The organism is Janthinobacterium sp. PLB04 (genome assembly GCF_021165895.1).
Classification (GTDB): domain Bacteria; phylum Pseudomonadota; class Gammaproteobacteria; order Burkholderiales; family Burkholderiaceae_D; genus Janthinobacterium; species Janthinobacterium lividum.
In genome coordinates this window covers 2,374,096-2,388,278 of the sequence record NZ_CP088968.1, presented here as the reverse complement: position 1 = coordinate 2,388,278, position 14,183 = coordinate 2,374,096, and the positions used below count along the sequence as shown (strand labels likewise).

Annotated in this window: 11 protein-coding genes; 1 reads left to right on the top strand and 10 read right to left on the bottom strand. The window is 61.7% G+C overall.

Going from position 1 to position 14,183, the window contains the following annotated elements; all coding sequences use genetic code 11:
* Window positions 1-44: 44 nt before the first annotated feature.
* From LSO07_RS10585 to LSO07_RS10555, 7 genes are all read right to left on the bottom strand, one after another.
* A complete protein-coding gene (locus tag LSO07_RS10585; protein ID WP_052139843.1) occupies window positions 45-971 on the bottom strand; it encodes a helix-turn-helix domain-containing protein in 927 nt (308 codons plus the stop codon).
* A gap of 55 nt (window positions 972-1,026) precedes the next feature.
* Window positions 1,027-1,944 (bottom strand): helix-turn-helix domain-containing protein, encoded by a 918-nt coding sequence (locus tag LSO07_RS10580; RefSeq protein ID WP_070253872.1) that lies wholly within the window; start codon window positions 1,942-1,944, stop codon window positions 1,027-1,029.
* Window positions 1,945-1,960: 16 nt separating this feature from the next.
* A complete protein-coding gene (locus tag LSO07_RS10575; RefSeq protein WP_151093795.1) occupies window positions 1,961-3,448 on the bottom strand; it encodes a mannitol dehydrogenase family protein in 1,488 nt (495 codons plus the stop codon).
* Window positions 3,448-4,497 carry an ABC transporter ATP-binding protein gene (locus LSO07_RS10570; protein ID WP_099664782.1) on the bottom strand — a complete coding sequence of 350 codons (1,050 nt, stop codon included), beginning with the start codon at window positions 4,495-4,497 and terminating at the stop codon, window positions 3,448-3,450. The genes LSO07_RS10575 and LSO07_RS10570 overlap by 1 nt, the downstream gene beginning before the upstream one ends.
* A gap of 23 nt (window positions 4,498-4,520) precedes the next feature.
* The gene (locus tag LSO07_RS10565; protein WP_034777945.1) at window positions 4,521-5,339 is read right to left on the bottom strand and encodes a carbohydrate ABC transporter permease; all 819 of its coding nucleotides are present in this window, start codon (window positions 5,337-5,339) and stop codon (window positions 4,521-4,523) included.
* 10 nt (window positions 5,340-5,349) lie between these two features.
* On the bottom strand, window positions 5,350-6,210 hold the full coding sequence (locus LSO07_RS10560; RefSeq protein WP_034777943.1) for a carbohydrate ABC transporter permease: 861 nt from the start codon (window positions 6,208-6,210) through the stop codon (window positions 5,350-5,352).
* A gap of 115 nt (window positions 6,211-6,325) precedes the next feature.
* On the bottom strand, window positions 6,326-7,630 hold the full coding sequence (locus tag LSO07_RS10555) for an ABC transporter substrate-binding protein (protein ID WP_151093793.1): 1,305 nt from the start codon (window positions 7,628-7,630) through the stop codon (window positions 6,326-6,328).
* Between the two features lie 309 nt (window positions 7,631-7,939).
* Between LSO07_RS10555 and LSO07_RS10550 the strand changes: the two genes are divergently transcribed.
* Complete coding sequence (locus LSO07_RS10550; RefSeq protein WP_151093791.1) at window positions 7,940-9,208, top strand: maltoporin; 1,269 nt, start codon at window positions 7,940-7,942, stop codon at window positions 9,206-9,208.
* Between the two features lie 79 nt (window positions 9,209-9,287).
* On the opposite strand, the gene LSO07_RS10545 is transcribed toward LSO07_RS10550, so the two are convergent.
* The 3 genes from LSO07_RS10545 to sorB form a co-directional block, all read right to left on the bottom strand.
* Complete coding sequence (locus LSO07_RS10545; protein ID WP_151093789.1) at window positions 9,288-11,693, bottom strand: chitinase C-terminal domain-containing protein; 2,406 nt, start codon at window positions 11,691-11,693, stop codon at window positions 9,288-9,290.
* A 112-nt stretch (window positions 11,694-11,805) separates the two neighbouring features.
* Window positions 11,806-13,263 carry a glycoside hydrolase family 19 protein gene (locus LSO07_RS10535; protein ID WP_225317244.1) on the bottom strand — a complete coding sequence of 486 codons (1,458 nt, stop codon included), beginning with the start codon at window positions 13,261-13,263 and terminating at the stop codon, window positions 11,806-11,808.
* A gap of 299 nt (window positions 13,264-13,562) precedes the next feature.
* Window positions 13,563-14,183, bottom strand: coding sequence for a SorB family sulfite dehydrogenase c-type cytochrome subunit (sorB, locus tag LSO07_RS10530; protein ID WP_034788391.1), 621 nt, complete (start codon window positions 14,181-14,183; stop codon window positions 13,563-13,565).

Sequence of the window (14,183 nt, the reverse complement as noted above, 5' to 3'; positions counted from 1 at the left end):
ACCGTGGAGCATAACCAGTCAAAGTGACAAGCCCGTGACAGTCGTCAGGCCTGTGGCATATCCGCCACGGGCCCGCCGATGCCGCCAAAGCGGCCATCTGCCTGGCGCCGGAATTCCTTGGGCGTGACGCCCTTCACCTGCAAGAAGCGGCGGTTGAAATTGGCCACGTTCTGGAAACCCACGTCGTAACAGACGTTCGACACATAGTGATCCGTATCCATCAGCAACTGGCACGCCTTGTTGATGCGCAGGCGGCTGATGAAATCCGTGAAGCTGTTACCCGTCGCCTTGCGGAAGAAGCGCGAGAACTTACTCAGCGACATGCCCACCTGATCGGCCAGCATTTCCGCCGAAATCGGCTCGCGGTAATTGTCCGTGATGTAGTTGAGGACGGAGTTGACCTTGGCCAGGGTGGCGTCATCGTCGTACGAGCGCAGGGAGGCGGTCGACAGCAAACGGTAATTGGCCGTGCGCGCCAGCTTGCTCATCAGCTGGACGAATTCGGCGAAGCGTTCGGCGCCATGCGTGGCGCGGATGCGCGCCAGGTGCTGCTCGGCCTCGTGGCCCATGTCGAAAAACTCCACGCCATAGCTGGAGCGCTCGAGCAGCGGCAGCAGTTCGCGCAGTTCGGGGATGACGCGCGCGGCACCGGCCAGCGGCGCATGGGCAAATTGCACGATCATGTCGCGCAAGGCCACGCCGCCTTCGGGCATCACGTTGGAAATCCAGTTGTGCGGCAATCGCGGGCCCGTCAGCACCAGGTGGCCAGGCGAGAATTCGCCGATATAGTCGCCCACGAACAATCGTCCGCTGGTGGCGACGATCAGGTGCAGCTCATATTCCTCGTGACAGTGCCAGCGCACGCGCGAGCTGGGATAGCCGTGTTCCAGGTAATTGATGATGCCATCATAGCTTTCCCGTTCCAGCTCGGGCGCCTTGCGCTCGCTGTCCTTCTGCCATAGGTGTTCCATGCTTGTCTCTCCCAGGCTGTCCCCGCCTGTGCCATCCAATGTACCTCAAAAAGCCTCAGGCGCCAAAACGGCCCAGCGCCTGCTGGCGAAACTCCTTCGGCGTCATGCCCTTCAATTCCAGGAAGCGCCGGTTGAAATTGGCCACGTTATTGAATCCCGCCTCGTAGCAGATGTTGCTGACATAGCGCTCGGTCTCCATCAGCAGCTGGCACGCCTTGTTGATGCGCAGGCGGTTGACGAAGTCCGTAAAGCTGTTGCCCGTGGCGCTGCGAAAAAAACGCGAAAACGTCCGCTCGGGCATGTCCACCTGCTCGGCCAGCTGTTTCAGCGAAAACTGGCTGCTGTAATTGTGCACGATGAAGTTGATGGCCGAACTGATGCGCGCCAGGGCCACGTCGTCGTCGCTCGACTGCATCGGCACCGTCGACAGCAGCTGGTAATCGCTGGTCTGCGCCAGTTCGCCCAGCAGTGTCAAAAATTCGATGAAGCGCGGCAGGCCATTGCTGTCGCGGATGCGCTGGAAACGCCGCAGCGACTGTTCGCTGACGCCAAAAAATTCCACGCCGTGCAAGGCGCGCTGCAGCAGCGGAAAAATATCCTTCAATTCGGGAATGGCGGTGGCCATCGACGCCAGCGGCGCATGCGAAAACTGGACCACCATGTCGCGCAATGCCACGCCTTCCGGCGGCGTGTCGAGCGAGACCCAGTTGTGCGGCACGCGCGGTCCCGTCAGCACCAGGTGGCCGGGCGTGAACTGGCCGATGTAGTCGCCGACAAAGACCTTGCCGCTGCTTTCGACGATCAGGTGCAGTTCATACTCGTCGTGGTAATGCCAGCGCACCAGCGAATTCGGAAAGCCGTGCTCCAGGTAGCGGATGAAGCCAAAACTGCCTTTCGGCTCGAAGCCTGGCGTGGCGTCGCGCTGCTGTTCCAGCTCCATCTGCGGCAGTGAGGCATCGGCTTTGCGTGGCATGGCGCGCCCTCCCCCGTCAGGCGACGATCTGTTCCAGCGCCGCGCGCGCACCCATCCCGTACAGGCTGGCCAGCGACTGCCCCACCGCCTGCGTAAAGGCTGGCGTGTCGCTCAACTCGCCGAACAGCTCGCGCAGCGACAGCAAGGCCGTCGCGTCCGCCCCGCCCTGCAGCGCCAGTGCGCGCAGGCGCGCCGCATACGGGTCGTTCAAGGGCATCTCGCGCCCCTGCTCGTCGTGGCCTTCCAGGTAGCGAAACCAGCACGCCACGGTAAACGTCAGCAGCTTGATGGCGCCGTCACGGGCCAGCGCTTCGCGCACGGATGGCAGCACGAATTTCGGGATGCGCGCCGAACCTTCCGTGCCGATGCGCGCCAGCTGGTCGCGCACGGCCGGATTCGAAAAGCGCTCGATCAGGGTGGCCTTGTACCGCTCCAGGTCGATGCCTTCCACTTCATCCAGCAAGGGCGTCACTTCCTCATCCATCATCTGGCGCACGAGCAGGCGGATGCCAGGATCGTTCATCGCTTCGTGCGCAAACGTGTAACCGAGCTGCATGCCGATGTAGCACAGGGCCTGGTGGCTGGCATTCAAGAGGCGCAGCTTCATCTTTTCATATGGCAGCACGTCGTGCGTCATCTGCGCGCCCACCAGCTCCCAGGCCGGCCGCCCCTGCGGGAAGTCGTCTTCGATGACCCACTGGCGGAACGGCTCGCACACGACGGGCCAGGCGTCGATGATGCCAAAGCTGTCGCGCACCAGCGCCCGGTGTTCATCGGTGGTGGCCGGGGTGATGCGGTCGACCATGCTGTTGGGGAAGCTGCCATGCGTGGCCAGCCAGCGCGCCAGCTCCCCGTCGCGCAGAGAGACAAAGGCCAGCAACATCTTGCGCGTCACGTCGCCATTGTTTTGCAGGTTATCGCAGGACATGATGGTAAACGGCGCCAGGCCCCGCTGATGGCGCACGGCCAGCGCCGCCGCCAGATAGCCGAACGAGCAGCGCGGCGCCTGCGGGTGCGCCAGTTCATACACGATATCGGCATGACCGGCGTCGAATTCGCCCGTGCCCTGGTTCACATAGTAACCACCCTCGGTGATGGTCAGCGCGACGATGCGCGTGCCAGGGTCGGCCAGCTTTTCCAGTACGGCTTGCGGCTCGTCGGGCGCATACAGGTATTCGCCGACGCAGCCGATGATGCGCGCGCTGTCGCCGGCCGCGCTGCGCTCGACCACCGTGTACAAGCCATCCTGCGCCCGCATGGCGTCGCGCATGGCCGCGTCATGCGCCAGCAAGCCCACGCCGCAATAGCCCCACTGCGCGTGCTGCTGGCCTTGGCCCTGCAGTCCGAGTAAATCATCGAGATACACGGCCTGGTGGGCGCGGAAAAAGCCGCCCACGCCGATGTGCACGATGCTGGGCACGAGCGCGCCGCGCGCATACGCGGGCACGGCTGCGTCCACCGGCAGCTTGGCCAGGTTCGCCTGGTTCAATGCGATGGCGTCCATTACAGCGCTCCTTTCGCCGCCGCGTAGGTCTTGCCGGCGCGGTCAAAATAATGGACGAAGCCCGGCTCGAACGTCAAATGCGTCTGCTGGCCCGGCTGCAGGCTGCTGCGCTCCGCCCCGCGCGACACCACCTGCACATTGTTCGGCAAGCGCACATAGGTCAGGGTTTCCACGCCCAAGGACTCCACCAGGTCGACCGTGACGGGCACGCTGCCCGGCTGCGCCGCGCCCAGGTGCACGTGTTCGGGGCGGATGCCGACGAAGCCGTCCGCCTGCGCCGCGCTGCCCGCCTGTGCCAGCAGCTGCGGCGCCGCGTCAGCGGGCACCACGTTCATGCTGGGCGTGCCGATGAATTGCGCGACAAAGCGGTTGGCGGGACGGTCATACAGTTCCAATGGCGAGCCATGCTGCTCGATCTGGCCGTCGCGCAGCACCACCACGCGGTCCGCCAGGGTCATCGCCTCCACCTGGTCATGGGTCACATAAATCGTGGTGGCGCCCAGTTCGCGGTGCAGCTTGGCGATCTCGATGCGCGTCTGCACGCGCAGGGCCGCATCGAGGTTCGACAGCGGTTCGTCGAACAGGAACACTTTCGGGTCGCGCACGATGGCGCGGCCGATGGCCACGCGCTGGCGCTGCCCGCCAGACAATTCTTTGGGCGTGCGTTCCAGGTACTTGCCAAGGTCGAGGATGGCGGCCGCCTTGTCGACTTTTTCGCGGATGATGGCCGGATCGACGCCGGCCAGTTTCAGCGCGAACGACATGTTCTGGAACACCGTCATGTGCGGATACAGCGCATACGACTGGAACACCATCGCCAGATCGCGCTTGGACGATGGCAGCGCCGTGATGTCGCGCCCGTCGAGCGACAGCTTGCCGCCGTCGATCGGTTCCAGGCCCGCGATCAGGCGCAGCAAGGTGGATTTTCCGCAACCCGACGGACCCACGAAGACGACGAATTCGCCCTGCCGGATCTCCAGGTCGATGCCCTTGATGGCGCGGTGCTCGCCAAAGAATTTTTCGATATTGCTCAGTTGAAGGTAAGCCATGATGTGTGTCTCTATTCTGTAGTTTATTTGACTGCGCCAAAGGTCATACCCTGGACTAACTGCTTCTGGCAGAACCAGCCCAGCGCCATGATGGGCGCGATGGCCATCAGCGAAGCGGCCGACAATTTCGCCCAGAACAAGCCTTCCGGGCTGGAATACGAGGCGATGAGCCAGGCCAGCGTGCCCGCGTTGGAGGCGCCCAGGTTCAGCGACCAGAACGACTCATTCCACGACCACACCATGCACACGAGGGCCGTGGAAGCGATGCCGCCCACGGACAGGGGCAGCACGACGTGGCGGAATTCGTCCCACACGGTGGCGCCATCCATGCGCGACGCCTCCAGGATTTCGCGCGGCAGCTCCTTCATGCTCGTGTACAGGAGCCAGATCATGATGGGCAGGTTCATCAGCATGAACATGATGGTCAGGCCGATGCGCGTGTCGAGCAGGCCGAAGTACTGATAGCAGATATAGATCGGCATCAGGGCGCCCACGCCGGGCATGTAGCGCGAGCTGAGCATGAATTTCAGCAAGCCGATGGTGCCGCCCGTGGGAAAGAAGGCCATCGAATAGGCGGCCGGGATGGCGATCAACAGGCCGATGGCCGTCGAGAGCACGCTGGTAAACAGCGAGTTCCACGCGTAACCGAAGTAATTGTCGCGTGCCAGCACTTCGCGGAAGCTGTCGAGCGTGGGCGTGAAAAACAGCAGCGGCGGCGTGGAAATGGCTTGTCCTTCCGTCTTGAAGGCCATCAGGCCCAGCCAGAAGATGGGAAAGAACAGCAGCAGCGCGAACAGCCAGGCGGCGGCCGTGCGGCCATACAGATTGAGTTTGCTATGCATCAAGGTCTCCTTATTTCGACAGATTCTTGCCGATGACGCGCATCAGGAAGAAGGCGGCGATGTTGGCGATGAGCACGGCGAACAGGGCACCGGCCGAGGCCGCTCCCACGTCATAGGACAGCAGTGCCTGCTGGTAAATCATGAAGGTGATGGTGGTCGTGTCGAAGCCGGGACCGCCGCCCGTGGTGGTAAAGATTTCCGCAAAGATCGACAGCAAAAAGATCATCTCGATCATCAGCACCACCGAGACGGCGCGGCCCAGGTGGGGAATATAGAGGTAGCGCAGCTGTTGCAGATAGGTGGCGCCATCCATGCGCGCCGCTTCCAGCTGTTCCCGGTCCATCGACTGCAGGGCCGTCATGAAGATCAGGCAGGCGAACGGCAGCCATTGCCACGAGACCATCATGATGATGGAAAACAGGGGATGGGCCGACAGCCAGTCGACGGGCGTGGCGCCAAAGAAAATGCTGATTTGCGCGAACAGGCCGTAGATCGGATTGAGCAGCATGTTCTTCCACATCAGGGCATTCACGGCCGGCATGATGAGAAACGGCGAAATCAGGAGCACGCGCACGATGGCGCGTCCCGGGAACGCTTCATTGATCAGCAAGCCCAGCGCCGTGCCCAGCACCACCGTGACCAGCATGACGGAAAACAGCAGGGTAAACGTGTTCTGCAATGCCGGCAGGAACGAGGCATCCGTAAAGAAAAAGTGGAAATTGGCCAGGCCATGGAAAGGATGGCCGCTCGGATCGAGCATGGAATAGCGCACGAACGAGTAATACAGGGTGATCAATAAGGGGATCACGGAAATGACGGAGACGGCGACCACGGCCGGCGTCAGCAAAGTCCGGGGGATAATGCGTTTCATAATGTTCTCTTGGGACAGGTGAACCGATAACCCGCAAAGCTAAAGTACCGGGGTCGGACCCTCAGGGTCCGACCCCAGATTTATGCCGTTGGGGTACGCAAACTATGCAGCAGGCTTACTTGTAGTACCCGCCCTTGCGCATCTCCCGCTCCGCCGTCTGCTGCGACAACTCCAGCGCCTGATCCACCGTCACCTTGCCCAGCAGCGCTGCCGCCATCTGCTGGCCGGCTGCCACGCCGATCACCTGGAATTCGGGAATCGAGGCAAATTGCACGCCCACGTAAGGCGACGGCGGCAAGGTGCTTTGCACGGCGCGCGTGGTGGCCAGGGCCTTGCCTTCGGCGGCGGCAAATTTCGCCACTTTCTGGAACTCGGGGCTGGCATAGGTCGACTTGCGCGTGCCGGTCGGCACGTTGGCCCAGCTCGTTTCCTTGGCTACCAGTTTCACGTAGTCGGGCGACGTGGCCCAGTTGATGAAGCGCTGTGCTTCATTCGGGTGCTTGGAACTCGCGGGGATGGCGAGCGACCAGATCCACAGCCAGTTCGCGCCCCGCTCCGTCACGCCGATAGGCGACTGGGCAAACGCCACCTTGTCGGCCACCTTGCTTTGCTTGGGGTCCGTGATGAAGGAGGCGGCAATCGTCGCATCGATCCAGATGCCGCATTTGCCCTGGTTAAACAGCGCCAGGTTTTCATTGAAGCTGTTGGCGGCCGCGCCCGGCGGGCCGTATTTCTTCATCAGGTCGACATACATGGTGACCGCGTCCTTCCATGGCTTGCTGGTAAATTGCGGCTTCCATTTCATGTCGAACAGCTGGCCGCCATAGGAATTGGCCATGGTGGTGATGAGTGCCATGTTGTCGCCCCAGCCCGGCTTGCCGCGCAGGCAGATGCCGTACACGCCGTTGGCCGGATCGTGCAGCTTGGCCGCCACGTCGCGCAGCTGGTTCCAGGACGGACGGTCCTCGATCGTCACGCCCGCCTTTTTGACCAGGTCGCTGCGGTACATGATCATCGAGCTTTCGCCATAGAACGGCGACGCATACAGCTTGCCGTCGCCGGAGAGCCCTTCGCGGATGGCCGGCAGCAAGTCGTCGATATCGTATTTGGCGTCCGGCTTGATGGGGAGCAGCCAGTTTTTCTTGCCCCAGATAGGCGTTTCATACAGGCCGATGGTCATCACGTCGAACTGGCCGCCCTTGGTGGCGATATCGGTGGTCATGCGCTGGCGCAAGACGCCCTCTTCCAGAGTCACCCATTTGAGCTTGATGTCAGGATTGGCTTGCTCGAAGAACTTGCTGAGCTTTTGCATTTCGATCATGTGGCCGTTGTTGACAGTCGCGATGACCAGGTCGGTGGCGGCAAAAGCGGACGAGCTGAGGCAGCCGGCGAACAGCGCGGCGATGGCGTAACGTTTCATTGTATGTCTCCAGTGTTTTTGTCGTTGGCAATGCTCAGGTACTTGGCACCACGACCACAATGTAGCACCGGACTTTGATACTTTCTGATACTCCAAAACCGCAATTCGATACTCTTTTGCAAGCCCGCTATGCGCAAGAGTATCGATATGTAGCAAAAACAACACTCTGAAAGAAAGTATCAGCACTTGCACGTTTTGTATCAGGGTGGTTAAAAAAGCGCTGCTAGACTTGGTTTTCGGCATTAGACCGCGTGCGGTGGTCGCCTTCAGGGGCGCCACCGCTACCACTTACATTCTTCTGGAGACCGCATGAACCGTACTGCATTGAAAACTTTACCTGCCCTGATCCTGGCCATCGCCAGCGCTTCCGCCATGGCCGACCCCATGTACCCAAGCGACGCCGAAGGCTTCCATGGCTACCTGCGCGCTGGCGCCGGCAGCAATACTTCGGGCGACGGCGGTTCGCAAGGCTGCTTCGGCCTGGGTGGCAATACCATGAAATATCGTCTGGGCAATGAGTGCGACGCCTACACGGAATTCGGCTACACCAAGTCTGTTGCCAAGTCCGGCGGCGTGAACTACCTGGCCACCATCTGGGTCAACGCCTACGCGCCAAACTCGGATTTCGGCGACAACAAGCTGGGCATCGTCAAGGCCTATGTCGAAGCGCAGGGACTAGATTTCCTGAACGGCGGCACGGCCTGGATCGGTAAACGCTTCTACTACCGTCCTGACATCCACATGCTGGATCTGCAATACATCAACATGAACGGCACCGGCGCCGGTCTGGACCGCATTCCTGCGGGGCCCGGTAAATTCTCGTATGCCTTCTTCAAGGACAACGACATCAACACCGTGTCGCCGACCGGCGTCGTCAGCACCAAGTCTGCCGTGCGCCAGAACTTCATCTACGGCGAAATTCCCGTCAATGAAAACGGCACGCTGGACCTGGCCGCGACCTACATCATCGGTGAAGGCAAGGACAACGATGCGAATGGCCAGAAGCACAATGGCTGGCAGCTGTCGGCATTCCACCGTCAAGGCAAAGTCTTCGGTGGCGGCAATACCTTCGGCGTGCAGTACGGCGTCGGTCCCGGCACGGGCAAGGGCGCGCAGTTCGGCGCCTCGGGCGACACCGGTTTCGGTTCGGACGTGAAACGCACGCGCGTGTTCAATGACATGGCGATCCAGCCGTTGCCGAACTTTGGCATGGAGTTCGTCGCCCTGTGGCAAAAAGACGAGTCGAAAGCCACCGGTTCCTCGACCTGGACCTCCGTTGGCGTGCGTCCCGTGTACGCATTCACCAACAACTTCAAGCTGGTGGGCGAACTGGGCACGGACCGCGTGACGCAGTCGGGCGGCCAGCCAGCCAAGCGCCTGACCAAGCTGACCATCGCGCCGACGATCTCGGCCGGTCCTGGCCTGTGGTCGCGTCCTGAACTGCGCGCTTTCGTGACCTACGGCAAATGGAACGATGCGGCCACCGCCTCGGTCAACGCGTCGAACAACGGCGGCCCGATCTACAACAACAATACCAGCGGAACATCTTACGGTTTCCAGGTGGAAACCTGGTTTTAAGCCAGCTTAGCTAACGCCAGAAACTAAAAAGGGCGGAACCACGGTTCCGCCCTTCGCTGTTTACACTACCGGATTCAACTTATGGCAAGGCTACCGGCAATTCCGGATACTCCTGCGTCAGCGCATACTTGGTGCCGCCCACGGTGACCGTGTAGTTGGCCGGTCCCGAGATCGGCAAACGGTAATTCAAGGTCAGCGCCACGGAGCCGCCCGGCGCCAGCGATTGCCAGGCGGGAATCGCGAAGCGGGCCCGGTTGTAGTTCTTCGTGAAGCCGCCGATATTGTTCGGCCCCGTGTAGCCGGCATTGATCACCGTCAAACCGAAGCCTGACTGGTCGCTCATGTCCGATGGTGCCGAGACGGGATAGTCGAACTCCACCACGGTGCCGCCTGGCAGGGTCGAGGCCGTGTTGTTCTTCACCGTCATCACCGGGTTGATGGGGAAGTTGTTGTCGCCCAGCTTCCAGCCGCCCAAAGTGATGCTGACGTTGGCCGCCGTGCCCGGCATGGCGATTTCGGCGCGCTTGTTGCCATACACTCCAGCCGTGCGGAAGGCCTGGTACAGCACGTCCGTCAGGGTGGTGCCCATGAAATACTCGCCCTTGCCGCCGTTGCGCGTGGCATCCCAGGCATAGTCGCCCGCCATTTCCCAGATCATCACGCCGCCGATATTGTTGTTGACGATGTACTGGGCCTTGGCCGCGATCGACTGCGTGGTTTCCGTGGAAATGAACACTTTCTTGGTCGCATTCCACAGCCACGGCGCCACCATGGTGCTGCTGTAATGCGGCACATAAGTGCCCACCAGGGCCTTGTCCGTGACTTTATAGGCGTCCAGGTAGCTCGGCACGATACCGTTCTGCAAGTTCAACGCATGCCAGATCGGGTTGCCGCCGCCTGGCGTGGGTTTACCCTGCGAGTCCAGGTCGTACCAGACGTTGTCGATGCCGGTGGCGCCCGTGCCGCACGTCTTGGTGCCGGCGCAGGTGACCGTGGAACTGATCAGTGGCGTCGTGCCCCACAAGCCATTCGTGCCACCCGTCACATCCTTCCAGCCCCGCGTGTAGAACGGCACGCCGATATTGATGCGCCCCGCCTGCATGGCACCGCGGTAGTAGCGGTAGGCCCAGTCCGTGTTCAGGTAGCCGATGTTCTGGAACTGGTAGGCGTTACCGGCACGCAATTCACCATCGTTGCCGTCGTCAAACAGCGCCGCGTTCGGCCCCACATACTGGTTCCACGCGCCGTGCAAGTCGTAGCTCATCAGGCTGGCGTAATCGAGATATTTCAATCCCGACATGTTTTCCTCCCCGCGCAAGACCCAGCCCGAGGCGGAACCGGCGATGGTGAGCAGATAGTATTTATTGTCCTGCACGGCCGCCTCGTCGAGCTTCTGGCGCAGCACTTTCAGCAGCAGGTTGTAGCTCGTCATCAGGCCCGCCAGGCGCGGCTTCGAGACGGCGAAGTCGTTCGGATTGCCCGCTTCATTATTGGTGGTCGGATGTTCGTAATCGACATCGACGCCATCGAAGAAGTTGTACTGGCGCACGAAGGCCACCATGGAATCGGCCAGGGTGTTGATGCCGGCCGTGTTGATGCTGCCGTCCGCATTCGTCGTGGCCGTGTAGAAGCCGCCGCTGCCGGCCCAGCCGCCCACGGAAATCATCAGTTTCACGCCCGGATACTTCTTCTTGTATTGCGACAGCAAGTTGAAGTGCCCCTTGTACGGCAAGGATGGGTCCATGGCGGCGGCTGGCACGTTCGGCCACGTGAGGCCCGTGTCCGGATTGGCCGCGCCGCTGCCGATGGCGATTTTCGAGGTTGCCGGATCGACGGAAGCGAACGCATAGTTCAGATGGGTGATCTTGTCCCACGGCAGATTGTTTACCAGATAGGTGGGGCTGCCGTCGACACCGGTGCGCCAGCTGGCGAAGTAGCCGACGATGCGCCGGTTCAAGCCATTGCTCAGCACTTCGCGGCCATTCGCGTCGTACACCTTGCAATACGGCACATTCGGCACGGCTGAGATCAAGCCATCCGGGCGGCAAGGCGTGGGCGTGGGCGTCGGGGTTGGCGTCGGGGTTGGCGTTGGGGTTGGCGTTGGGGTTGGGGTTGGCGTAGGGGTCGGCGTCGGTGTTGGTGTTGGCGTTGGCGTTGGCGTTGGCGTTGGCGTCGGCGTCGGCGTCGGCGTCGGTGTTGGCGTAGGGGTCGGTGTCGGGGTTGGCGTATCCGTCACGGCCCATGGGCCCCACTGGTCGGCGGCGCTGGGGACATTGCCCTGCGTCCACCACTTGGCCTTGTAAGTGACGCCCTGGTAGAGCACGCACTGGCCGCCCGTGTAGACGGTGGCGGCGTCCCAGACGGCGCACGCTTCTACGGCGGCGAGCAAGGTGTTCGGGGTGGCGGTCGTACCGTCTTGGCCACCGCCGCCGCAAGCGACGAGTACGCCGCTGAGCAGGGCCATCAATAATGCATTCGATTTCATGTTGTATTGGTCTCCGTTATGGTTGTACAGGTTGTACGTTGTGAGCTGTTGCAGGCCCCTGAAGGGGCTCTTGTCAACTGTTATCCCTGGCCGGCTATTCCTGCATTTACTGCTACTGCAACTTCACATTCCAGTTGGCTTCCACGCATTTCACGTAGTTCCCGGCCAGCAAGGCGCTGTACGGGGTTTGATAGCTGACCAGCTGGCATTGGTTGTCGCCACCGGCGCTCCAGTTCTTTTCCCAATAGATGTTGTAGGAAGCGGAACTGGCCGGGGTGAAGCGTTGCATGTTGGCGCAAGACAATTGTTCGCCGGAATAATCCCAGCCCATGTCGGCGGCAAATTGCTTGTAGTAATCGATGCGGTTTTGCGCGGCCTGCTTTTCCGTGCCCTGCCCGCATTCGGCGTTGATGATCATGATGGTGGTGGCGAAATTATTGCCCGCGCCAGCCGTCGTATCGGCCGCGTTCGGCACCCACGTGCCGTCAAGCACATGCAGCATCGACGGCTTCGGCGGTTGCGGATAGACAAAGAAGAACGTGGCCGAGGCCAGGTTCAGCCAGGTCGAGGCCACCAGGTCCGGGTTCTTCAGCAGCACGGACTGGTCGCCGTCATGCATGGCTTGCGAGAATGGGCCGTAATTGTAGTTGTACGACAGCTGCTTGGCGCCGCGGCCGAAATACTTCTTGAAGCTGCCATCGGCGTTCTTGCCGCAGGTCCAGACCTTGTTGAAGACGGGATCGGCGCACTCGACGTTGTAGCCGCAGCCGGCGCCCGTCTCGTCGCAGCCCAGCTCGCGCAAATACTTCAAGCCCTGGCGCCATTGCGGCAGCGGGCTGCTGGCGTTATGGTCGCCCGTTTCCTGTACAAAATGGGCGAACATGGTGGCCAGGCTGTGGCGGCAGATGGCGTCCGCATTGCGCCCGTCGCTGTAGTCGTCGCACACGGCGGGGAACTTGGCTACGGCTTGCAGGAAACGCTGATAGGTATAACTGGTGTCGCGCGCGGCAAAATAGTAATCCCACTTTGCCGCCGGCAGCAGGCGCTCGACCCGCTTGACGTTGAGCGGATTGCTGGCCAGACCAGGCTGCACGGCCTCGACGGCCGTGTTGCCCAGGGTGCGGATCGACGCCTTGACCTTGCGGAAGAAATCGTTGTTCGTCAGCGCCGCCTCGTTGGCCTCGGCCTGGGCCTTGGTGGGGATGCCGGGCGTTGGCGTCGGGGTGGGCGTCGGGGTGGGCGTTGGCGTTGGCGTTGGCGTCGGTGTCGGGGTGGGCGTCGGGGTGGGAGTGCTGCTATCGAGACTCCACGGTCCCCACTGGTCGTTGTTCGGCGCCGTGCCCTGCACCCACCATTTGGCGCGGTAGACCTTGCCGTCATACACGGCGCACTGGCCCGCCGTGTAGACGGCAGCGGCGCTCCAGGCCGCGCACTGATCGCTGGCGGCCGTGGCGGCCAGCAGGGTCGATGGGGGTTCGGTGGTGGAATTGCCGCCGCAAGCGAGCAGCGCGCTGCCCAGCAGGCCAGCCATCAAAGGCGAGGCCAGCCGGCTAATTTGCCGTGTCTTCACAATGTCTCCTGAACGTTATACGAAAACTATCGAAGTAGCTTTTTATGTTGTACGTAAAGAAAGCACAGCGAAGCGTCGGCTTTCTGCAGAGAGAATGCGACGCTCTAAATTGGTAGTCAAGTGGTTTTATATAACGGTGTTTTTTACAATACCAGTGCTGACGATCGCTGCGGTTGCATGCGATGCGGTGGCGAATGGGACAAGTAAAAAAAGGCCCGCTGCATGATGGCAGCGGGCAATACCGCGCTGGATGGGTGGCGGCAAGTGGTATTAAGGGTTGCGGCGCATCCGGGACGAACTTATCTGTTCAGCACGTACTTCGCCAGGCTCGCCGCATCCGCTTCGCTCAGCTGGCTGAATGGCGGCATGGGTACGGGGCCCCATTTGCCCGCGCCGCCACTGCGGATGTTGGCCGCCACGGCAGCGACACCGTCCTTGCCCTTGTATCTGGCTGCCACCTCGGTAAAACCCGGGCCGACCACCTTCTGGTCGAGCGCATGGCAAGCCATGCAGCCGTTTGCCGCCAGCAGGGTTTTGACATCCTTGCCGCTGGCGGCCGGGACAGCGGCTGCCACGGGTTTGGCGACGGCCGCGCCCGTTGCTGCCGCGCCCCGCTCCACGCCATAGGTTTTCACCAGGTAATCGACCATGGCCGGCATGTCCGCGTCGTCGAACTGCGCGCCAAACGGCTTCTTCATCTTCTTGACGGTGGCTTCCCAGTAGGCGCGCGGAGAGGCCGGGGGCTGGCTCGATGCATACTGGGCCGCGTGGCACGTCATGCAGTTGCGCTGCACCAGCTGGTAGCCGGGCAATTCGCTGGGTTTGTACGTCGCCGTTTCCGGCGGCAAGTGGATTTCCAGCGCGCACGCACCACCCGCCGCCGCCAGTGCCAGCGCGGCAATCAATATTTTCATTCGCAT

Bases quoted from the DNA above. Each gene is read 5' to 3' on its own strand.
- LSO07_RS10585 (WP_052139843.1), bottom strand. From the start codon at position 971: ATGGAACACCTATGGCAGAAGGACAGCGAGCGCAAGGCGCCCGAGCTG.
- LSO07_RS10580 (WP_070253872.1), bottom strand. From the start codon at position 1,944: ATGCCACGCAAAGCCGATGCCTCACTGCCGCAGATGGAGCTGGAACAG.
- LSO07_RS10575 (WP_151093795.1), bottom strand. From the start codon at position 3,448: ATGGACGCCATCGCATTGAACCAGGCGAACCTGGCCAAGCTGCCGGTG.
- LSO07_RS10570 (WP_099664782.1), bottom strand. From the start codon at position 4,497: ATGGCTTACCTTCAACTGAGCAATATCGAAAAATTCTTTGGCGAGCAC.
- LSO07_RS10565 (WP_034777945.1), bottom strand. From the start codon at position 5,339: ATGCATAGCAAACTCAATCTGTATGGCCGCACGGCCGCCGCCTGGCTG.
- LSO07_RS10560 (WP_034777943.1), bottom strand. From the start codon at position 6,210: ATGAAACGCATTATCCCCCGGACTTTGCTGACGCCGGCCGTGGTCGCC.
- LSO07_RS10555 (WP_151093793.1), bottom strand. From the start codon at position 7,630: ATGAAACGTTACGCCATCGCCGCGCTGTTCGCCGGCTGCCTCAGCTCG.
- LSO07_RS10550 (WP_151093791.1), top strand. From the start codon at position 7,940: ATGAACCGTACTGCATTGAAAACTTTACCTGCCCTGATCCTGGCCATC.
- LSO07_RS10545 (WP_151093789.1), bottom strand. From the start codon at position 11,693: ATGAAATCGAATGCATTATTGATGGCCCTGCTCAGCGGCGTACTCGTC.
- sorB (WP_034788391.1), bottom strand. From the start codon at position 14,183: ATGCGAATGAAAATATTGATTGCCGCGCTGGCACTGGCGGCGGCGGGT.